The organism is Limimaricola litoreus (assembly GCF_024159025.1).
Classification (GTDB): Bacteria; Pseudomonadota; Alphaproteobacteria; order Rhodobacterales; family Rhodobacteraceae; genus Limimaricola; species Limimaricola litoreus.
Genome location: NZ_JAMYXC010000037.1, coordinates 1 through 20,794 on the forward strand (window position 1 = coordinate 1; position 20,794 = coordinate 20,794).

Genomic DNA, 20,794 nt, shown 5'->3' on the forward strand with positions numbered 1-20,794 from the left:
CGCCGGAACCGGCGCCTACGCCTGCGCCACAGCCCGTGGCCGAGCAGGCCGCGCCCAAGGCCTCGGCCATGGCGATGCCCGCGCAGGGCAGCATCATCCGCGCCTATGCCAAGGGCCGCAATGACGGCATCGACATCGGCGCGCCCGCGGGCAGCGCCGTGAAGGCCGCCGCCGCCGGCACCGTCGCCGCGATCACCACCAACACCGAGGGCATCCAGATCGTGGTGATCCGCCACCCTGACGAGCTGCTCACCGTCTATACCCATGTCGTGGATCTCACGGTCGAGCGCGGCGCCACTGTCTCGAAGGGCCAGACCATCGGCAAGGTGAAGGCCGGCGATCCCAGCCTGCTGCATTTCGAGGTGCGCAAGGGCATGGAGAGCCAGGACCCGACCAACTACCTGCCCTGAGCGCAACACCGGCACACCGACAAAGGGCCGCCCCGGAGGGCGGCCCTTTGTGATTTCGAAGCAAGGCGATGTCAGCCGATCTTCACGCCCTTCCGGCCTGCGAGATCGGTGAAGAACTGCCAGGCGACGCGGCCCGAGCGCCCCCCGCGCGTGGCCTGCCATTCGATCGCCTCGGCCCGCAGGCGCGCCTCGTCGATGCGCAGATCGAAGGCATCGCAATAGCCGCGGATCATCGACAAAAAGGCATCCTGATCGCAGGGGTGAAAACCGAGCCAAAGACCGAAGCGATCCGAGAGCGAGACCTTCTCCTCGACCGCCTCGGAGGGGCTGATCGCGGTGGAGCGCTCGTTCTCGATCATGTCGCGCGGCATGAGGTGGCGGCGGTTCGAGGTGGCGTAGAGCACCACATTCTCGGGTCGCCCCTCGATGCCGCCGTCGAGCACCGCCTTGAGCGATTTGTAATGCGCGTCGTCGTGGCCGAAGGAGAGATCATCGCAGAACAGCACGAAGCGCTGCGGCGCGCCGCGCAAAAGCTGCAGGCAGCGGTCGATGCTCTGCAGGTCCTCGCGTTGCACCTCGACGATCTTGAGCTGCGGAAATTCCGGCTCAAGTGCCCCGTGCACCGCCTTGACGAGGCTCGATTTTCCCATGCCGCGCGCGCCCCACAGAAGCGCGTTGTTGGCAGGCAGGCCCTGGGCAAAGCGGCGGGTGTTCGCCAGCAGCGTGTCGCGCGCCCGGTCGATGCCGACCAGCAGATCGAGCGCGACCCGGCTGACCCGCGGCACAGCCACCAGCCGGTCGGGATCGGGCTGCCACATGTAGGCCGGGGCGTCGTCGAGCGCGGGCGCGGGCCGCGGGGCCGGGCTCATCCGCTCAAGGGCCGCCGCAATGCGCTCGAGCGTGTCATCGCTCATTTCGACGCCCCTTCGTCCTCGTCCTCGTCCTCATCCTCGACCCACAGCCCCTCGGCCCGCAGATGCGCCTCGCGCTTCTTCTCGACCCGCGCGACGAGCAGGATGGACACCTCGTAGAGCCCGTAGACCACGGTAAAGAGGATCACCTGGCTCACCACGTCGGGCGGCGTGGCGATGGCCGCCAGCAGCAGGATCGCCACCATGGCGTATTTGCGCACGCCGCCCAGCCCCTTGGCCGAGACCAGCCCCGCCTTGCCCATCAGCGTGAGCAGCACGGGCAGCTGGAAGCACAGGCCGAAGGCGACGATGAACTTGATGGTCAGCGCCAGATAGGCCTGCGCCGAGCCCTGAAAGGCGATGCCCGCCACGGCCGTCTCGGCCTCGGGCCCCTCGACGAGGCTGCCGGGTTGCTGGAAGCCGAGGAAGAAATCGAAAGCCAGCGGCGTGACGACGTAATAGGCAAAGGCCGCGCCGAGAAAGAACATGAAGGGCGAGGCGATCATGAAGGGCAGGAAGGCGCCCTTTTCCGATTTGTAGAGCCCCGGCGCCACGAAGCGCCACATCTGGTAGGAGATCACCGGAAAGGCCAGCACAAGCCCGCCTAGCATCGAGATCGACACCGCGACGAAGAAGCCCTCCTGCAGCGCGATCAGGATCAGGCCGCAATCCTCCTGTCCCCGCGCGGCCATGGCCGTGCACAAGGGCCGGGTCAGGAAATCGAAGATCGGGTTCCAGACGGTAAAACAGATGACCATGCCCGCCACGAAGGCGAGCACGGAGCGGATCAGCCGCGTGCGCAGCTCGGCCAGATGCTCGATCAGCGGTGCCGAGCTGTCCTCGATCTCGTCCACGGGGCTCATGATGTCGTGTCATCCTTTCGCGCGGGCGTGGCTTCGTCCAGCGGCTCGGCCGGGGCGCTGATCGGTTCCGGCTCTGCGACGGGCGCGGGCTCGGCATCGAAACCCGGCTCCAGATCAGCCAGCTCCTCGTCGGTCGGCTCCATGGCCTCGCGCGCCTGCCGGTCGGTCGCGGCCTGCGCCGTGGCCTGTTCGATCTTGCGGCGGCTTTCGGCACGCTCCGACGAGAGCGTCTCGCGGCTCTCGCCCGACTTGAAGTTCTTCTTCAGCGCATCGGTGCCAAAGCCCTTGGGATCGGCCGCGGCCTTGATGGTCTTTTGAATGTCGCGCATGCCGCTGTCATCGGCGGCGTCCTCCATGGCGCGGGAGAACTCGCGCGCCATCGCCTTGGCCTTGCCAGTGAAGCGGCCGATTTCGCGGAACATCCCCGGCAGGTCCTTGGGGCCGACCACGATCAGCGCCACGACCCCGATCAGCAGAAGCTCGCTCCAGCCCAGATCGAACATCTCGGTCCATCCTGTCTCGGGTTACACCCGGTCCTTGTCCTCGGCGGCGTGCGGCCGGGCTTCGGGCTCGTGCACGGTGCCCGCCTCGTTGATCGTGTTCGACTGGTCGTCGATTTCCTTCTTGCCGTCATCGACGCCGCGCTTGAAGGCGGTGATGCCCTTGCCGACCTCGCCCATCAGCGAGGAAATCTTGCCGCGGCCGAACAGCACCAGCACCACGACGGCGATCAGTAGAAGGCCCGGAAGGCCGATATTGTTGAGCATGGCGTGTCTCCCATCCCGGCGGCCCCGACGGAGCCGCGCCTTGTCTCGCAGCCCTCCAGATACGCGTCCTCCGCCCCGGGCGAAAGGCCCCGCGCCGCAATCTGCTGGCGCGGGGCCGCTTTTCTTGACATGAAGTTGTCAGTTGACGGTTTTCTGTCAGGAGACAGCCATGCCCCGCGCCGACCGCCTGATCGAGATGATCCGCATCCTGCGCGACGGGCGGCTGCACCGGGCCGAGGATCTGGCCGAGCGGCTGGGCACCTCGGCCAGGACGATCTACCGCGACATGGACCGGCTGATCGCCTCCGGCGTGCCGATCGAAGGGCGGCGCGGCCTTGGCTACCGCGCCACGGCCGCCGTGACGCTGCCGCCGCTCAACCTCACCATGACCGAGCTCGAAGCGCTGCATCTGGGACTGGCCGCGGTGGCGCAGGCCGAGGATGCGGAGCTGCAGGCCGCCGCCCGCACGCTCTCGGCGCGGATCGACGCCGTCCTGCCCGAGGATCGCGACCGCGCCAGCGGCTGGAGCTTTGCCACGCCGCCCCTGGGCGATGCCGTGGCGGGGTTTCGGCACATGGCTTCGCTGCGCGCCGCAATCCGGGCGCGGCAGAAGATCCGGGTCGCGCTGCGCGATGCATCAGAGGCGCAGGTGCTGCGCCCGCTCAGGCTCGATTATTGGGGCCGGGTCTGGACGCTGGCCGGGTGGAGCGAAACGGCGCGCGATTTCGCGGAGATCCGCGTCGACCGGATCACCGAACTGCGCGTGCTGCCGCAGCTCTTCGTCGATGAACCGGGGCGGGTGCTTGCGGATCTGGAGGCCGGACGCGGATCCCATACGTAGCGATCGCGTATTTGGAGAAAGATGAACCCAAGGGGCGCGCCCTCCCTTTCATCTTTCTTCAAATACGCAAACCCTGCCGGTTCAGCCGACGGGCCGCTTGGGAAAGACGAAGCAGCGGTCCCGCCGCATCATCAGCCACAGCCGCGTGCCGGGCTTGGGCAGGAAGACCGAAGGCACGGAGGCGCGCAGGATCTCGCCGTCGTGATCCATGCGGAACTCCACAAGGCTCGACGCGCCCAGGAACCGCGCGCGCTCGACCGTGCCCGCCGCGGGCGTGCCCTCGCGCGTGGTCGGGTTCGGCCCCCGCCCCTGCCGGTCGAAATCGATCCGCAGGTGCTGCGGCCGGATCACGATCTCGACCTCGGTGCCGTCGGGCAGGCCGGGCGTCAGGAAATCGCCGAAGGGCGTGTCGCACAGCGCGCCCTGCACCCTGCCCTCGATCACGTTGATGTCCGAAAAGAAGCCCGCCGCCTCGCGGTCCTTTGGCGCGTTGTAGATGTTGTAGGGCGCGCCGTACTGCACCACCCGCCCGTCGCGCATCAGCGCGATCTCGTCGGCCATGCGCATCGCCTCGGCGGGCTCATGGGTGACCAGAAGCACCGCCGTGCCCTCGGCCTTGAGCACCGCGAGGGTCTCGTCGCGGATATCGTCGCGCAGCCGGTCGTCGAGGCCCGAGAAGGGCTCGTCCATTAGCAGGATGCGCGGGGAAGGCGCCAGCGCGCGGGCCAGCGCCACGCGCTGCTGCTCACCGCCCGAAAGCTCGTGCGGGTAGCGGTCGATGTGGCGGCGCATGCCGACCTTGTCGAGCAGGCTCTCGACCCGGGCGCGGATCTCGGGTTTCGGCCCCTTGAGCCCGAAGCCCACGTTGCGCGCCACGTCAAGATGCGGAAACAGCGCGAAGTCCTGGAACATCAGCCCGATGCCGCGCTCTTCGGGCGGCATGTGCAGCCCGCTCTCGGAGATCGGCGCGCCGTCGACATAGATGCCGCCCCGATCCTGCCGATCGACTCCGGCGATGATCCGCAGCGTGGTCGACTTGCCGCAGCCCGATGGGCCGAGCAGGCAGGTCACCTGCCCCGGCATCACCTTGAGCGACACGTCCGAAACCACCTCGCGCCCGTCGAAGACGCGCGACAGGCCGCGGATCTCCAGCCGCGGGGCGGGGTCGGTCTGCGCAGGGGCGGTCCGGTCAGGGCCATTCGGGGCAGGGGCGGCGGTCTCGGACAAGGTAAGATCCCGATCAAATGCGTCGGGTTGCCCTAGCAACACCGCCCCGCGCCCGCAAGCTCACATGGTCTGGTTGCCGACCCCGCCATCGAGCAGCACGTTCTGCCCGACCATGAAGCCCGCGTGCTGCGAGCACATGAAGGCGCAGGTCGCCCCGAACTCGGCCGGCGTGCCGTAGCGCCGGGTCGGAATGCTCGCCTCGCGCCGGGCGCGTGCCTCGTCCACGGTGATGCCTTCCTTCTTCGACACGCCGCCGTCGAGCGAGGCGGCGCGGTCGGTGTCATGGATACCGGGCAGCAGGTTGTTTATGGTGACGCCCGAGGGCGCGACCTGCCGCGAGGTGCCCGCGACATAGCCGGTCAGCCCTGCGCGCGCCGCGTTCGACAGGCCAAGCTGCGGGATGGGCGATTTCACCGATTGCGAGGTGATGTTGACCACCCGGCCCCAGCCGCGCTCCATCATGCCGGGCACCAGCGCCTTGATCAGCGCGATCGGGCTGAGCATGTTGGCGTCGAGGGCGCGGATGAAATCCTCGCGGTCCCAGTCGGTCCACATCCCCGGCGGCGGGCCGCCCGCATTGGTGACGAGGATGTCGACGCCCTGCGCCGCCGCGATCAGTTTCTCCTGCCCTTCGGGCGTGGTCACGTCGCAGGCGACGGTGGTCACCTCGACACCGAAGCGGTCGCGGATCTCCTGCGCCGCCTGTTCCAGCGCCTCGGCACCGCGCGCGTTCATCACCAGATCGACGCCCACCTCGGCCAGCGCCTCGGCGCAGCCGCGCCCCAAGCCCTTGGACGAGGCGCAGACCAGCGCCCGTTTGCCCCTGATGCCCAGATCCATCAGATACCTCCATGTTTGCCGCCAAGACCTAGCATCCGCTCCCCCGCCGGGCAATGATCGGCCGTCCGCGGCGATGACGGGAAGACAGGTGGATCACGACAGCGAAATCCAGCAGTTAGCGGTGTTCGATGCGGCGGATCTGCGCGTGGCGCAGGGCGTGGCACAGGGCGATCCGCTCAGCTTTGCCGATGAGCTGGTGCCCGACGACCTCTACCGGGTCACAGGTTCCGGGCCTGCGCGGCGGCTGGTGCTGCGCGCGCTGCTCGATGGCGGCTTTCAGGTGGTGTCCGGCGCGGCCGATGGCCGGGCGGGCCGGCGTCTGCATCTCGACAGCTGCCTGACGCTGATGGCGCGCGACGGGACGACGAGCGAGGCCATCGTGCTGGTCGAGGTCGAGGCCGACACGGCGCAGGCGGTCTATCTTCTGCCGCTGGGACGGCTCGAGCAGGGAGAGGATTACCGCCTCGTCGGGATCGACCGGCACGCGGGCACCGCGCGGCTGGCCCAGATCGCCTGCGTCTCCTTCACCCGCGGCACCCATATCGCGCTGGCCAGTGGCACGCAGGTGCCGGTCGAACAGTTGCGCCCCGGCGACCGTATCCTGACCCGCGACGATGGCCCGCAGGTGCTGCGCTGGATCGGTCAGACAACGCTGCGCGCGACGGGGCGCTTTGCCCCGGTACTGATCCGCGAGAGAGCCCTGCACAACGCCCGCGACCTCTGGCTCAGCCCCGATCACCGCATCTTCGTCTGGCAGCGCGAAGACCACCTGCGCGCCGGGCGGGCCGAGCTGATGGTGCGGGTGCGTCATCTGATCAACGGCGACACGGTGGTCCAGAGCGAGGGCGGCTTCGCGGAGTACTTCCAGCTGGTCTTCGACGATCATCAGATCGTCTATGCCGAGGGGATCGCGGCGGAATCGCTGCTGGTCGATCACCGCACGCGAGGGGCCGTGCCCGAGCGGATCGCCCGCCACGCCACGCCGCAACACCTCTCCTACGAGGTGTCCGAGACGCTGCTCTCGGGCACCGATGCCGTGGCCCTGCTGCGCCGCGCCTCGGGGCTGTGATCCGCGCGGGGGGCGATTGCCCCGCCCGCGCGCAGGCTTTATAGCGCGCGCATGGACAACCGCCCCGCCCTCCCGCCCGAAATCGCCCGCCGCCGGACCTTTGCGATCATCTCGCATCCGGACGCCGGCAAGACGACGCTGACCGAAAAGTTCCTGCTCTTCGGCGGCGCGATCCAGATGGCCGGACAGGTCCGCGCCAAGGGCGAGGCGCGGCGCACGCGCTCGGACTTCATGCAAATGGAAAAGGATCGGGGCATCTCGGTCTCGGCCTCGGCGATGTCGTTCGACTTCAAGAATTTCCGCTTCAACCTCGTCGACACGCCCGGCCACTCGGACTTCTCCGAGGACACCTACCGCACGCTGACGGCGGTGGACGCCGCCGTGATGGTGATCGATGGCGCCAAGGGCGTCGAGAGCCAGACCCGCAAGCTCTTCGAGGTCTGCCGCCTGCGCGACCTGCCGATCCTGACGTTTTGCAACAAGATGGACCGCGAAAGCCGCGACACCTTCGAGATCATCGACGAGATCCAGGAGAACCTCGCAATCGACGTGACGCCCGCCTCCTGGCCGATCGGCGTGGGGCGCGAGTTCTTGGGCTGCTACGACCTGCTGCGCGACCGGCTGGAGCTGATGGATCGGGCCGACCGCAACCGCGTCGCGGAGAGCATTGCCATCGACGGGCTGGACGATCCCAAGATCGCCGATCACGTGCCCGCGCATCTTCTGGAAAAGCTGCGCGAAGAGGTCGAGATGGCGCGCGAGCTTCTGCCCGCGCTCGACCCGCAGGCCGTGCTCGAAGGCCACATGACCCCGATCTGGTTCGGCTCGGCGATCAACAGCTTCGGCGTGCGCGAGCTGATGGAAGGGATCGGCACCTACGGCCCCGAGCCGCAGGTGCAAAAGGCCCAGCCGCGCGAGATCGCGCCCGAGGAGGGCAAGGTCGCGGGCTTCGTCTTCAAGGTGCAGGCCAACATGGACCCCAAGCACCGCGACCGCGTCGCCTTCGTGCGCATGGCCTCGGGGCATTTCGAACGCGGCATGAAGCTCACCCATGTCCGCACGAAAAAGCAGATGGCGATCTCCAACCCGGTGCTGTTCCTCGCCTCGGACCGCGAGCTTGCCGAGGAGGCCTGGGCCGGCGACATCATCGGCATCCCCAATCACGGCCAGCTCAGGATCGGCGACACGTTGACCGAGGGTGAGATGCTGAAGGTTGCGGGCATCCCCTCCTTCGCGCCGGAACTGCTGCAGACCTGCCGCGCGGGCGACCCGATGAAGGCCAAGCATCTCGACAAGGCGCTGAGCCAGTTCGCCGAGGAAGGGGCCGCCAAGGTCTTCAAGCCGACCTTCGGCTCGGGCTTCATCGTCGGCGTCGTCGGCGCGTTGCAGTTCGAGGTGCTCGCCAGCCGGATCGAGATGGAATACGGGCTTCCCGTGCGGTTCGAACCCTCGCAGTTCACCTCCGCGCGCTGGATGGCGGGCGACAAGGCGGCGGTCGAGGCCTTTGCCGCCAAGAACAAGCAGCATGTCGCCACCGACAATGACGGCGATCTGGTCTATCTCACCCGGATGCAGTGGGACATCGACCGGGTCGAGCGCGACCACCCCGAGATCCGGCTGACCGCGACCAAGGAGATGATGGTCTGAGACCAGGAAGGCGGCCCCGAGGGGCCGCCTTCTTCGCACTTGGGCCGCGCGACAGCTCCGTCAGACCAGCTTGGCGTCCATGCTGATCTCGGCGCCCTTGAGAACCTTCGACACCGGACAGCCTGTCTTGGTGGCCTCGGCGGCGGCGCGGAACTGCTCTTCGGAGGCGCCGGAAACCTTTGCCGTCACGTCGAGATGGATCTTGGTGATCTCGAAGCCCTCGCCCACCTTTTCGAGCGACACGGTCGATTTCACGTCGATGTCGTCGGCGGTCAGCTCCTGCTTGCCCAGCTCTAGCGACAGCGCCATCGCGTAGCAGGCCGCATGCGCCGCGCCGATCAGCTCCTCGGGGTTGGTGCCGGGGCCGCCCTCGAAACGGGCGTTGAAGCCGTAAGCCTGATCCTTCAGGACGCCGGTCTGGGTCGAGATCTCGCCGCCGCCCTCCTTGATGCCGCCGCTCCAATGGGCGGTGCCGTGCTTGTTGATCATGCGGGTCTCCCTTGCGGTTTGGCCCCATAGCGGGGGGCGTTCTGGCAAAACGCCGCCCGGAGGAGGCGCGTTCCGTGCGAAACTTGACCTCGGCCGGGTTTCGGCATAAGGCGAGGCCAAGTCGAACGCCCCGGCAATCCGGCCGGGCGGGCCGCGCCTGCTCCTGCGGCCAATCGGTGCCGCAGTCTCGAAAGGCTCACATGACTCAATTCTCCGACCTCAATCTCGATCCCAAGGTGCTCAAGGCCGTCTCCGAAGCCGGTTACGAGACACCGACCCCGATCCAGGCGGGCGCCATTCCGCCCGCGCTCGAAGGGCGCGACGTGCTCGGCATCGCCCAGACCGGCACCGGCAAGACGGCAAGCTTCACCCTGCCGATGATCACCCTTCTGGGCCGTGGCCGCGCCCGCGCGCGGATGCCGCGCTCCCTCGTGCTGTGCCCCACTCGCGAGCTGGCCGCACAAGTGGCCGAGAACTTCGACACCTATGCCAAGCACACCAAGCTCACCAAGGCGCTGCTGATCGGCGGCGTGTCGTTCAAGGAGCAGGACGCGCTGATCGACAAGGGCGTCGACGTGCTGATCGCCACGCCGGGCCGCCTGCTCGACCATTTCGAGCGCGGCAAGCTGCTGCTCACCGGCGTGCAGATCATGGTCGTGGACGAGGCCGACCGCATGCTCGACATGGGCTTCATCCCCGACATCGAACGGATCTTCGGGCTCACGCCCTTCACCCGGCAGACGCTGTTCTTCTCGGCCACCATGGCGCCCGAGATCGAGCGGATCACCAACACCTTCCTGTCGAACCCCGAGAAGATCGAGGTGGCCCGCGCCGCAACGACGGGCGAGAACATCAAGCAGGGCGTGGTCATGTTCCGCCCCAGCCGCAAGGACCGCGAAGGCTCCGAGAAGCGCGCGCTGCTGCGCCGCCTGATCGATGCCGAAGCCGAGACCTGCACCAATGCGATCATCTTCTGCAATCGCAAGATGGACGTGGACGCGGTGGCCAAGAGCCTCAAGAAGCACGGCTACGACGCCGAGCCGATCCACGGCGATCTCGACCAGAGCCAGCGCACGCGCACGCTCGACGGCTTCCGCGCCGGCGAGGTGAAGATCCTCGTCGCCTCCGACGTGGCGGCGCGCGGCCTCGACGTGCCGGCGGTGAGCCACGTGTTCAACTTCGACGTGCCGAGCCACGCCGAGGATTACGTGCACCGGATCGGCCGGACGGGCCGCGCGGGCCGCAAGGGCAGCGCGATCATGATCTGCAACCCGCGCGACGAGAAGAACCTCGAAGACGTGGAGCGGCTGGTGCAGAACACCATCCCGCGCCTCGACGATCCCAAGGGGACCACGGCGGCCGCCTCTGCGGAGAGCCCAGTGGCGGAGACGGCAACCGAGGAGGAGCGTCCGCGCCGGACCCGCACGCGCAGCCGTTCGCGCAGCCGTGACGAGGCCAAGGCGGAGGAAAAGAGCGCAACCGTCGAGCCGAAGGCCGAGGTCAAGCCCGAGCCGAAGGCGGAGTCCACGCCCGCGCCCAAGCCCGAAGTGAAGGCGGAGCCGAAGGTCGAAGCTGCGCCCGAGCCCAAAGCAGCGCCTGAGCCCAAGGCCGAGACCAAGCCGACCGCCGAGGTCGCAAGCGAGCCGAAGCGCGGCGAGGGCCGGGGCAACGATCGCAACCGGGGCGGCCGTGACCGCCGCCGGAACGACACGCGCGACGAGGACGTCGTCGGCATGGGCGAGGATACGCCCGCCTTCATCGCCAAGAGCTTCGAGGAGCGGCGCGCCAGCTGAGGCGCGTTTCGGCGGGGGGCGGCGTCATGCGACAGCCCCCTCCGAGCGCAGAGCGCCTCGAAATGGCGGCATCGGAAGTCGCCCATATGAAAAAGGGGAGCCTCGCGGCTCCCCTTTTTGCATGTCGTGCCGCCATGGCGGGGGCAGAGGCCGAAGCCCCTGCCCTCGGGCCAGGGATCAGCTCAGCCGGCTGACCACCACGTTGACCTCGGGCTTCTTGCCGGTCTCGGCCTGGGTGGTCGAACGCGCGATGCGCTTGAGTTCGCGGTCGAGCTTGTCCTCGTCGCGCAGCATCCGGCGGCCGGCCTTGTTGACGAAGGCGGCGAGGTCGGATTCCAGCGTCTCCACCAGCGGTGCCTTGGAGCGGCCCTTTTCGGGCAGGCCCATGACCTCGCACCAGGGGTCGCCCAGCGGCTCGTCGTTCTCGTCGATGATCATCGTCACCGTGACATGGCCGTTGAGCGCCATGCGGATCCGGTCGCGCACGATGCCGTCCATCGCGCCGATCATCACCGAACCGTCGAGATAGCTGCGGCCCGTGTCGATGTATTCGGCCACCTTGGGCGCGTTGCCCGACAGGTCGAGCATCATGCCGTTGACCGCGACGATGCCCGGCAGGCCCCGCTCGAGCCCGAGCTTCACATGCTCGCGCAGGTGGCGATGCTCCCCGTGCATCGGCACGAGGAACTGCGGACGCACGATGTCGTGCAGCAGTTGCAGGTCGGGACGGTTGGCATGGCCCGAGACGTGGAACAGCCCGTGCGTGTCCTCGATCACGTCCACGCCCTTTTCGGAGAGCTGGTTCATGATCTTGATCACGCCGCGCTCATTGCCCGGGATGGTGCGCGAGGAGAACAGGAAGCTGTCGCCCTCCTGCAGCTTCAGCCCGAGGTAGGAGCCCTGCGCCAGCTGGGCGCTGGCGGCGCGGCGCTCGCCCTGGCTGCCGGTGACGAGCAGCAGCAGCTTCTCGCGCGGGATCGAGGCGGCTTCTTCGGGGCCGACGGTCTTCGGGAACCCGTGCAGCAGGCCGCATTCGGTCGCCGTCTCGACCATGCGGCGCATGGCGCGACCCAGCAGGCAGACGGTGCGCCCGGCGCGGTCGGCGGCGATGGCGATGGTCTTGAGACGCGCCACGTTCGAGGCGAAGGTCGTGGCCACGACCATCCCCGGCTGCGCCGCGATCAGCTTTTCGATCTCGGGCGCCAGCGTCGCCTCCGACCGGCCCGGCAGTGGCGAGAATACGTTGGTCGAATCGCAGACCAGCGCCTTGACGCCGCCCTTGGACACCTCGGCCCAGAGGTCGGGGTTGAAGGGCTCGCCCACCACCGGGGTGTGGTCGACCTTGAAGTCGCCCGAGTGCAGCACACGGCCCTCGGGGCTGTCGATCACAAGGCCCGAGCTTTCGGGGATCGAGTGGCTGATCGGCACGAAGCCAACCTTGAAGGGCCCGGCCTCGACCACGGCGGGCCAGGGTTCGACCACGTTGAGAATGCTGTCGGGCGCGCCGTGCTCGTCGAGCTTGTGACGCGCGATGGCGGCGGTGAACTTGCGGGCATGGATGGTGACGCCGAGGCGCTTCCAGAAATGGCCGACCGCGCCGACATGGTCCTCATGCGCATGGGTCACGAAGATCGCGTCGATGCGATCCTTGCGCGCTTCCAGCCAGGAGATGTCGGGCAGTATCAGGTCGACGCCGGGCGTGGTGTCCATGTCCGGGAAGGTCACGCCGAGGTCGACGACGATCAGCCGTTCCTGCCCCGGTTTGCCATAGCCGTAGACATAGGCGTTCATGCCGATCTCGCCGGCGCCGCCGAGAGGAAGGTAGATCAGTCTTTCGCCGCTCATGCGGTCTCCTTGTTGTATCTGTGGATGACGGTCAGCCCGTGCATCGTGAGGTCTTCTTCAATGTCGTCAAAGAGCATGTCGCCCTGCGCGAACAGGGGCGCAAGCCCCCCGGTTCCTATGATCCGCATGGATCGGTCGCGCTCCGTCCGGATGCGGTCGCATATGCCGCGTACGAGGCCCACATAGCCCCAGAAGATGCCCGACTGCATGCAGGCCACCGTGTTCGTGCCGATCACCCGCTCGGGCTTGCTCACATCGACATGCGGCAGCGCCGCGGCGGCCTGGTGCAGCGCTTCGAGGCTGAGGTTCACGCCCGGCGAGATGACGCCGCCGACATAGGCCCCGTCGCTGTCGACCACGTCGAAGGTCGTCGCCGTACCGAAATCCACCACGACGAGATCGCCGCCATGCCGGTCCCATGCGCCCACGGTGTTCACCAGCCGGTCGGGCCCGACCTGCGTCCCCGCATCGACGCGCGGCGTCACCGGCAGGCGGCAGTCGGGCTTGCCGACCACGAGGGGGCGGCAGCCGAAGTAGCGATCCGCGAGGACGCGCAGGTTGAACACCACGCGCGGCACGGTGGAGGAGACGATCATCTCGTCGATCTCGGCCTCGATGCCGCGCATCTTCATCAGCGTCGAAAGCCAGACGAAATACTGGTCCGCCGTGCGCTGCCACTCGGTCGAGGTGCGCCATGTGGCGACGAACTCTGTGCCGTCCCAGATCGAGAACACGGTGTTGGTGTTGCCGCAGTCGATGGCCAGGAGCATCATTGACCCTCTTGGAAGAAGACGTCGGCGGCGCTGATCGCGCGCACACCCTTGGGCGTGCGCAACATCAGGTTGCCCGCCTCGTCGATTGTCTCGAACACGCCGGTGATCTCCTCCGCGCCGGTGCGTGCGACGATCACCTCGCCCAGGCGGGCGGCATGACGCAGCCAGTCTTCGCGGATGCGGCCAAAGCCGAAAGCGTCGAGCTTGCCCTCCTGCGTGGCGAAGGCATCTGCGAGATGGGTCAGGAACTCTTCGGGATCGACCAGCGGCCCGCCCTCATCCGCGACTGCCACCGGCGGAAAGCTCGCGTCGCGCACGGTTTCGGGCGCTGCGGCGAGGTTCACGCCCACGCCGATGGCGAGCCAGTCGACGTAAGGCCCCTGCCCGGCGCTCTCCAGCAGGATGCCCGCCACCTTGCCGCCATCCATGAGCACGTCGTTGGGCCATTTGAGCGACAACCGCGTGCGGTCCACGTGGATCGCCAGCGCCTCGAACAGCGCGACCGCAGCGAGAAAGCTGCGCCGCGCGGCCTCGGCGGGCGTGGCCTCGGGGCGGTAGACCAGCGTGGCGGCAAGGTTGCCCGTCTCGCTCGCCCAGTCGCGGCCCCGGCGGCCCCGGCCCGCGGTCTGTTCATGCGCCATGATCCAGGTGGGGCCTGCAAGACCGGAGGCCGCGCGTCGCGCGGCCTCGGCCATGGTGCTGTCGGTGGTGTCGAGCACCACCCGCTCCCACCCCTCGGGCCAGAGCCCGCGGGAGGTGGCGTCAGTTGACAAGGGTCGCCGCCGCGGCCGCGGCCAGAGGTTCGATGCCGAAAAGGTTGATCACCCCGAACACCATCACCGCGGCCGAGGCCATCAGCACGCCCCACAGCAGCGGAGAGGTGCCGGTGTCGAGCGCCTCGCGCTCTTCGCCGAAGTACATGTAGTAGACGATGCGCAGGTAGTAGAAGGCCCCGATCACGCTCGCGATCACCCCGAGGATGGCGAGCCAGGTCAGACCGCCCTCATAGGCCGCGCGCAGCACGTAGAGCTTGCCGAAGAAGCCGACCATGGGCGGCACGCCCGCGAGGCTGAACAGCAGCACCAGCATCGCCAGCGCCCGCATCGGCGCGTAGCGCGAATACATGTGCAGCGCGTTGATGTCGGTGACCGGACGCCCGTCGCGCTCCATCGAGAGGATGAAGGCGAAGGTGCCGATGTTCATGGTGACGTAGATCGCCATGTAGATCAGCATCGCCTGCACGCCGAAAGCGGTGCCGGAGGCAAGGCCCATCAGCGCGAAGCCCATGTGGGCGATCGAGGAGTAAGCCATCAGGCGCTTGATGTTGGTCTGGCCGATCGCGGCGAAGCCGCCCCAGAAGACCGAGACCACCGACAGGAAGGCCACGATCTGCTGCCAATCGCCGACCACGCCGCCGAAGCCGTCGAAGACGACGCGGGCAAAGAGCGCGATGGCCGCCATCTTGGGCGCGGTGGCCATGAAGGCGGTGACCGGCGTCGGAGCGCCTTCATAGACGTCGGGCGTCCACATGTGGAACGGCGCGGCCGAGACCTTGAAGGCGAAGCCCACCAGCAGGAAGACGAGGCCGAACAGCAGGCCGAGCGGCACGTCCACGGCGGTGGCGAGGAAGATGCCCTCGAACTGGGTGGTCCCGGCAAAGCCGTAGACCAGCGAGGCGCCGTAGAGCATCAGGCCCGAGGAGAGCGCGCCAAGCACGAAGTACTTGAGCCCGGCCTCGGTCGATTTCTCGCTGTCGCGGCGCAGCGATGCCACGACATACATGGCGAGCGACTGCAGCTCGATGCCCATGTAGAGCACCATCAGGTCGTTGGCCGAGACCATGACCATCATGCCGACCACGGCGAGGGTGATCAGCACCGGGTACTCGAAGCGCAGCAGGTTGCGGCGTGCGAGGTATTCCTGGCTCATCACCAGCACGACCGCGGCCGAAAGCAGGATCGTCACCTTGGCAAACCGCGCGAAGCCGTCATCGATGAAGCTGCCGAAGAAGGCCGGGTCGGTGCCCTCGCGGGTGGCGATCAGGAAGGCGACGAGCGCGAACATCGCCGCCGTGGCCCAGATCAGGATGCCGGCGGACTTGTCCTTGGTGGTGTAGACGCCCGCCATGAGGGCTGCCATCGCGTAGACCGCAAGGATCACCTCGGGCAGGACGGTCTGAAGATCGAGTGAGAACATGTGTCCTGGTCCTTAGTGCTGTGCCGGGGCCGCGACGGCGGCCGAGGCGATGGCGCTGTCGGTGTCATGCGCGGCCACCGCTACCTCGACCTGATCCACGAGACGGGCGACGCTCGGGCCGGTGATGTCGGTGACGAGGCTCGGATAGACGCCGAGCAGGATCGTCATCACGACCAGCGGCGCGAAGATCCACTTCTCGCGAGCGGTCATGTCAGTGATCGACTTGAGGCTTTCCTTGATCAGATCGCCCATGACGACCCGGCGGTAGAGAAAGAGCGCGTAGCCGGCCGAGAAGATGACGCCGGTGGTGGCGACGAAGGCGACCCAGGTGTTGGCCTGGAACATGCCCATCAGGGTCAGGAATTCGCCGACGAAGCCCGAGGTGCCCGGCAGGCCGACATTCGCCATGGTGAAGAGCAGGAACACCGCCGCATAGGCCGGCATCCGGTTCACGAGGCCGCCGTAGGCCTCGATCTCGCGGGTGTGCATGCGGTCGTAGATCACGCCGACGCCGAGGAAGAGCGCGCCCGAGATGAAGCCGTGGCTGATCATCTGGAACACCGCCCCGTCGAGGCCTTGCTGGTTGAGCGCGAAGATGCCCGCGGTGACGAAGCCCATGTGGGCGACCGAGGAATAGGCGATGAGCTTCTTGATGTCCTTCTGCACCAGCGCGACGAGCGAGGTGTAGACGATGGCGATGGCCGAAAGCCACAGCACCAGCGGCGCCCAGATCTCGGAGGCGACCGGGAACATCGGCAGGGAGAAGCGCAAAAAGCCGTAGCCGCCCATCTTCAAAAGGATCGCGGCAAGCACGACCGAACCGGCGGTCGGCGCCTGCACGTGGGCGTCGGGCAGCCAGGTGTGCACCGGCCACATCGGCATCTTCACCGCGAAGCTGGCGAAGAAGGCGAACCAGAGAAGCGTCTGCGCACCGCCGACGATCTGCACCCCGAGGATCGGGAAATCGGCGGAGGAGAAGTTGTAGCTCATCAGCGTCGGGATGTCGGTCGTGCCCGCCTGCGCGAACATCGCCACCATCGCCACCAGCATCAGCACCGAGCCGAGGAAGGTGTAGAGGAAGAACTTGAACGACGCGTAGATGCGGTTCTTGCCGCCCCAGATGCCGATGATGAGAAACATCGGGATCAGGCCCGCCTCGAAGAAGAGGTAGAACAGCACCAGATCCAGCGCCACGAACACGCCGATCATCAGCGTCTCGAGCACGAGGAAGGCGATCATGTATTCCTTGACCCGGTGCGTCACGTCCCAGCAGGCGGCGATGACGAGCGGCATCAGGAAAGTGGTGAGCATCACGAACAGCAGCGAGATGCCGTCGACGCCCATCTTGTAGCGCATGCCGAGGAGCCACTGGCGGTCCTCGACGAACTGGAAGCCCGGCGCGGCCGGGTCGAAACCCGCGAGGATGAACAGCGACACCGCGAAGGTGAAGACCGTGGTGGCGAGCGCCACCCATTTGGCGTTGCGCTGTGCCGCATGGTCATCGCCGCGCAGGAACAGCGCGAGGATGCCCGCCCCCAGAAGCGGGATGAAGGTGGTCAGAGAGAGAAGGTTGCCCATCTGTTATTCGGCCCCCCCGGCCAAGGTCATCCAGGTCAGGATCAGGGCCAGGCCCAGAACCATCGCGAAGGCGTAGGTGAAGACGTATCCGTTCTGCGCACGGCCGGCGAGGCGCGTGAAGAAGGGCACGATGCCCATCGCCATGCCATTGATGCCGCCGTCGATGACGTTGCCGTCGCCGCGGGTCCACAGGAACCGGCCGATGGCCTGCGCGGGGCGCACGAATACGAAGTCGTAAAGCTCGTCGAAGTACCACTTGTTGAGCAGGAAGTTGTAAAGCGGCCGCTGGTTCGCGGCGAGCTGCGCGGGCAACTCGGGGCGGCGGATATACATGATGTACGCCAGCCCGAGACCGAGCAGCATCGCGATGAAGGGCGAGACCTTAACCCAGACCGGCGCGTGGTGCGCCTCGTCGAGCACATGGTTCTCGGGCGCCATGTAGATCGCCCCCTGCCCCGGTGCCGCGATGGTACCATGGGCGCCGTGATCGCCCGCCTCTGCCACATGGCCCGCGTCGTCCTCGACCACCGCCTCGGCGGCGTGCTCGAGATCGCCCTCGGCCAGCTCTTCCACGGCGGCGACGACACCCTCGCCATGCCCGTCACCCCCCTCGACCGCGGCATGGGCCGACGGGATGCCGAAATACTGCGAGACGCGGGCGTGATCGCCGAAGAAGGGCGCGTACCACAGCATGCCCGCGAAGATGGCACCAAGGCTCAGCACGCCCAGCGGCACCAGCATGACGCCGGGGCTCTCATGCGCGTGGTCATGCGCGTGACGATCGCCGCGTGGCTTACCGTGGAAGGTCATGAAGATGAGGCGCCAGGAATAGAAGCTCGTCATCGCGGCGGCGATCACCAGCAGCCAGAAGGCATAGGGCGTGGCCCCGGCATAGGCGCTCTCGATGATCGCGTCCTTGGACAGGAAGCCCGCAAAGCCGATCGCGGTCAGCGGAACGCCGACGCCGGTGATGGCCAGCGTGCCCATCATCATCGCCCAGTAGGTATAGGGGATCTTCTTGCGCAGGCCGCCGTAGTTCCGCATGTCCTGCTCGTGGTGCATCGCGTGGATGACCGAACCGGCCCCGAGGAACAGCAGCGCCTTGAAGAAGGCATGGGTGAAGAGGTGGAACATCGCCACCGAATAGACGCCCGAGCCCGCGGCCACGAACATGTAGCCTAGCTGCGAACAGGTCGAATAGGCGATCACGCGCTTGATGTCGTTCTGCACGAGGCCGACCGTGGCGGCGAAGAAGGCCGTGGTGGCGCCGACGAAGACGATGATCGACTTGGCGTCGGGCGCGAATTCGAGGATCGGCGACATGCGGCAGACGAGGAAGACGCCAGCCGTCACCATGGTCGCGGCGTGGATGAGCGCCGACACCGGGGTCGGGCCTTCCATCGCATCGGGCAGCCAGGTGTGCAGCAAGAGCTGCGCCGACTTGCCCATCGCGCCGACGAAGAGAAGCAGCGAGATGATCTCGAGCGCCTGGAAATCCATGCCGAGGAATTCGAGCTCCATCCGTGCCATCGCGGGCGCTCCGGCGAAGATGTCCGACAGCTGGATCGAATCCGCGAGGAAAAACAGGCCGAAGATGCCCAGAAGGAAGCCGAAGTCACCGACGCGGTTGACGACGAAGGCCTTCATCGCCGCGGCATTGGCGCTTGGCTTGCGGAAGTAGAAACCGATCAGGAGGTAGGAGGCGACGCCCACGCCCTCCCAGCCGAAGAACATCTGCACGAGGTTGTCGGCCGTTACCAGCGCCAGCATCGCGAAGGTGAAGAACGACAGATAGGCGAAGAAACGCGGACGGTAGCTTTCGCCGGGGCGGAAGTTCTCGTCATGCGCCATGTAGCCGAAGCTGTAGAGATGCACGAGGAACGACACGCTGGTGATCACCACCAGCATGATCGCGGTCAGCCGGTCGAGCCGGATCGCCCAGTCGGTGGAGAGAGAGCCGCTCTCGATCCAGCGCAGGATCTGGATCTGCTCCATCTGGCCGTCATGGCCGAGAAAGATGATCCATGACAGCAGACAGGCGAGGCCGACGAGCGAGGTCGCGACCCATTGCGCGCCCGCCTCCGAGATCAGCCGCCAGCCGAAGCCCGCGATGAGCGCGCCCACGAGCGGCGCGAAGAGGATGATCGTTTCCATGGTCTCCTCAGCCTTTCATCACGTTGACGTCTTCGACTTCGATCGAGCCGCGGATCCGGAAGAAGCAGACGAGGATCGCGAGGCCGATCGCGGCCTCGGCGGCGGCGACGGTCAGCACGAAGAGCGTGAAGACCTGCCCGACCAGATCGCCCAGATAGGCGGAAAAGGCGACGAAGTTGATGTTCACCGCGAGCAGCATCAGCTCGATCGACATCAGGATGATGATGACGTTCTTGCGGTTCAGGAACAGCCCGAAGATGCCGATGACGAACAGCGCCGCCGCCACGGTGAGATAATGTTCGAGCCCTATCGGGGCTTCAGCGAGATAAGCGTCCATCAGTGTCCCTCCGGGCTTTTGCCCGTTCGCGGTCTATCAGAGGCCCTGGCCGGGCTTCACGTCCTTCATCTCCAGCGCCTTGGCCGGATCGCGGTACATCTGCGCCAGGATGTCCTGGCGCTTCACGTCCTTGCGGTGCCGCATCGTCAGCACGATCGCGCCGATCATCGCCACCAGCAGCACGAGGCCCGCGAGCTGGAACAGCAGGATGTAGCGATCGTAGATCAGCAGGCCGAGGAGCTGCGTGTTCTCGACATCGAGCACGAAGGGCGCGGCGAGGCGCTCCTCATAGCCTTCGGAGTAGTCCCAGACGCCGAAGGCAAGCGCCAGCTGCATCAGGAGAACGACGCCGATCAGCAGCGCCAGCGGCATGTATTTCGCCATCTCCGCCTTCAGCTCGGCGAAATCGACGTCGAGCATCATGACGACGAAGAGGAACAACACCGCGACGGCGCCGACGTAGACGATCACCAAGAGGAGCGCCACGAATTCGGCGCCGACGAGGATGAACAGCCCGGCCGAGCTCAGAAAGGCGAGGATCAGCCAGAGCACCGAATGCACCGGGTTGCGCGCGATCACGGTGAACAGCCCGCCGACGATCGTCGACAGCGCGAAGAGATAGAAGATGATGGCGGCGGCGGTCATCGTGCGGTGTCCTTTCCGGTGTCCTCGCCCATGGCGTCGGTGGCAAGTTCCATCGCCTTGGTCATCGCGGGCACGCCGCCGAACACGCCCGCCTGGGCGATGGTCTCGGCGATTTCCTGTTTGGTGGCGCCCGCCTCGCGTGCGTGGCGCACGGTGAGGCGGATCTGGCTTTCGGCCTGCGCGCCGAGGATGGTCAGACCGGTCAGGGTCATCAGCAGCCGGGTCTTGGCGTCGAGCCCTTCGGGGTTGAGGGTGCGTCCCATGAACGCCTCCATCATCTCCTTGGGCATGGTCGGCCAGAGCTGCTCGAAGCCCTTCGGCGTGAAGCTCTCGAGCGCGGGATTCATCTGACGGGCCCAGTCCTGGCCCATCTTCATCATCTGCGCGAAGGGGTTCTGATCGGTCACGG

At 67.0% G+C, this 20,794-nt stretch carries 21 protein-coding genes; 5 read left to right on the forward strand and 16 right to left on the reverse strand.

The window, feature by feature from the left end:
* Positions 1–410: M23 family metallopeptidase (locus NHG85_RS02875; RefSeq protein WP_253329647.1), on the forward strand; the 410-nt coding region annotated here is incomplete at its 5' end.
* A gap of 71 nt (positions 411–481) precedes the next feature.
* Here NHG85_RS02875 and NHG85_RS02880 read toward each other — a convergent pair.
* From NHG85_RS02880 to NHG85_RS02895, 4 genes are read right to left on the reverse strand one after another with little or no spacing between them, the layout of a single operon-like run.
* Positions 482–1,324, reverse strand: a complete 843-nt coding sequence (locus tag NHG85_RS02880; RefSeq protein WP_253329649.1) for an ATP-binding protein — start codon at positions 1,322–1,324, stop codon at positions 482–484.
* On the reverse strand, positions 1,321–2,184 hold the full coding sequence (tatC, locus tag NHG85_RS02885) for a twin-arginine translocase subunit TatC (RefSeq protein ID WP_253329651.1): 864 nt from the start codon (positions 2,182–2,184) through the stop codon (positions 1,321–1,323). The genes NHG85_RS02880 and tatC overlap by 4 nt, the downstream gene beginning before the upstream one ends.
* Positions 2,181–2,687, reverse strand: coding sequence for a Sec-independent protein translocase protein TatB (tatB, locus tag NHG85_RS02890; protein ID WP_253329653.1), 507 nt, complete (start codon positions 2,685–2,687; stop codon positions 2,181–2,183). Before tatB ends, tatC begins: the two co-directional genes overlap by 4 nt.
* A gap of 21 nt (positions 2,688–2,708) precedes the next feature.
* Complete coding sequence (locus NHG85_RS02895; protein ID WP_253329654.1) at positions 2,709–2,951, reverse strand: twin-arginine translocase TatA/TatE family subunit; 243 nt, start codon at positions 2,949–2,951, stop codon at positions 2,709–2,711.
* Positions 2,952–3,120: 169 nt separating this feature from the next.
* Between NHG85_RS02895 and NHG85_RS02900 the strand changes: the two genes are divergently transcribed.
* Positions 3,121–3,792, forward strand: a complete 672-nt coding sequence (locus tag NHG85_RS02900; protein ID WP_253329656.1) for a helix-turn-helix transcriptional regulator — start codon at positions 3,121–3,123, stop codon at positions 3,790–3,792.
* An 81-nt stretch (positions 3,793–3,873) separates the two neighbouring features.
* Here the strand turns inward: NHG85_RS02900 and NHG85_RS02905 are convergent, their stop codons facing one another.
* Both NHG85_RS02905 and NHG85_RS02910 read right to left on the reverse strand, forming a co-directional pair.
* Positions 3,874–4,944, reverse strand: a complete 1,071-nt coding sequence (locus NHG85_RS02905) for an ABC transporter ATP-binding protein (protein ID WP_253329720.1) — start codon at positions 4,942–4,944, stop codon at positions 3,874–3,876.
* Positions 4,945–5,079: 135 nt separating this feature from the next.
* On the reverse strand, positions 5,080–5,859 hold the full coding sequence (locus NHG85_RS02910) for an SDR family oxidoreductase (RefSeq protein ID WP_253329658.1): 780 nt from the start codon (positions 5,857–5,859) through the stop codon (positions 5,080–5,082).
* Positions 5,860–5,932: 73 nt separating this feature from the next.
* Between NHG85_RS02910 and NHG85_RS02915 the strand changes: the two genes are divergently transcribed.
* Both NHG85_RS02915 and NHG85_RS02920 read left to right on the forward strand, forming a co-directional pair.
* Positions 5,933–6,928, forward strand: coding sequence for a Hint domain-containing protein (locus NHG85_RS02915; protein ID WP_253329660.1), 996 nt, complete (start codon positions 5,933–5,935; stop codon positions 6,926–6,928).
* Positions 6,929–6,979: 51 nt separating this feature from the next.
* Positions 6,980–8,575 carry a peptide chain release factor 3 gene (locus tag NHG85_RS02920; RefSeq protein ID WP_253329662.1) on the forward strand — a complete coding sequence of 532 codons (1,596 nt, stop codon included), beginning with the start codon at positions 6,980–6,982 and terminating at the stop codon, positions 8,573–8,575.
* 60 nt (positions 8,576–8,635) lie between these two features.
* Here NHG85_RS02920 and NHG85_RS02925 read toward each other — a convergent pair whose 3' ends face one another.
* Positions 8,636–9,064 (reverse strand): OsmC family peroxiredoxin, encoded by a 429-nt coding sequence (locus tag NHG85_RS02925; RefSeq protein WP_253329664.1) that lies wholly within the window; start codon positions 9,062–9,064, stop codon positions 8,636–8,638.
* A 200-nt stretch (positions 9,065–9,264) separates the two neighbouring features.
* On the opposite strand from NHG85_RS02925, the gene NHG85_RS02930 reads away from it, so the two are divergent.
* Entirely contained in the window at positions 9,265–10,857 is a 1,593-nt protein-coding gene (locus NHG85_RS02930) for a DEAD/DEAH box helicase (protein WP_253329666.1), read from the forward strand.
* 177 nt (positions 10,858–11,034) lie between these two features.
* Here NHG85_RS02930 and NHG85_RS02935 read toward each other — a convergent pair whose 3' ends face one another.
* From NHG85_RS02935 to NHG85_RS02975, 9 genes are read right to left on the reverse strand one after another with little or no spacing between them, the layout of a single operon-like run.
* Positions 11,035–12,702 (reverse strand): ribonuclease J, encoded by a 1,668-nt coding sequence (locus NHG85_RS02935; protein WP_253329668.1) that lies wholly within the window; start codon positions 12,700–12,702, stop codon positions 11,035–11,037.
* Complete coding sequence (locus tag NHG85_RS02940; RefSeq protein WP_253329670.1) at positions 12,699–13,472, reverse strand: type III pantothenate kinase; 774 nt, start codon at positions 13,470–13,472, stop codon at positions 12,699–12,701. The genes NHG85_RS02935 and NHG85_RS02940 overlap by 4 nt, the downstream gene beginning before the upstream one ends.
* The gene (locus NHG85_RS02945) at positions 13,472–14,248 is read right to left on the reverse strand and encodes a biotin--[acetyl-CoA-carboxylase] ligase (protein WP_256500065.1); all 777 of its coding nucleotides are present in this window, start codon (positions 14,246–14,248) and stop codon (positions 13,472–13,474) included. Before NHG85_RS02945 ends, NHG85_RS02940 begins: the two co-directional genes overlap by 1 nt.
* Entirely contained in the window at positions 14,238–15,671 is a 1,434-nt protein-coding gene (nuoN, locus tag NHG85_RS02950) for an NADH-quinone oxidoreductase subunit NuoN (protein WP_253329672.1), read from the reverse strand. Before nuoN ends, NHG85_RS02945 begins: the two co-directional genes overlap by 11 nt.
* 12 nt (positions 15,672–15,683) lie before the next feature.
* The gene (locus NHG85_RS02955; RefSeq protein WP_253329674.1) at positions 15,684–17,249 is read right to left on the reverse strand and encodes an NADH-quinone oxidoreductase subunit M; all 1,566 of its coding nucleotides are present in this window, start codon (positions 17,247–17,249) and stop codon (positions 15,684–15,686) included.
* A 3-nt stretch (positions 17,250–17,252) separates the two neighbouring features.
* Positions 17,253–19,403 carry an NADH-quinone oxidoreductase subunit L gene (nuoL, locus tag NHG85_RS02960; RefSeq protein ID WP_253329676.1) on the reverse strand — a complete coding sequence of 717 codons (2,151 nt, stop codon included), beginning with the start codon at positions 19,401–19,403 and terminating at the stop codon, positions 17,253–17,255.
* A gap of 7 nt (positions 19,404–19,410) precedes the next feature.
* Positions 19,411–19,740 (reverse strand): NADH-quinone oxidoreductase subunit NuoK, encoded by a 330-nt coding sequence (gene nuoK, locus NHG85_RS02965; RefSeq protein ID WP_183474715.1) that lies wholly within the window; start codon positions 19,738–19,740, stop codon positions 19,411–19,413.
* 36 nt (positions 19,741–19,776) lie between these two features.
* Entirely contained in the window at positions 19,777–20,385 is a 609-nt protein-coding gene (locus NHG85_RS02970; protein ID WP_253329678.1) for an NADH-quinone oxidoreductase subunit J, read from the reverse strand.
* Positions 20,382–20,792 carry a carboxymuconolactone decarboxylase family protein gene (locus NHG85_RS02975; protein WP_253329680.1) on the reverse strand — a complete coding sequence of 137 codons (411 nt, stop codon included), beginning with the start codon at positions 20,790–20,792 and terminating at the stop codon, positions 20,382–20,384. The genes NHG85_RS02970 and NHG85_RS02975 overlap by 4 nt, the downstream gene beginning before the upstream one ends.
* Positions 20,793–20,794: the final 2 nt, after the last annotated feature.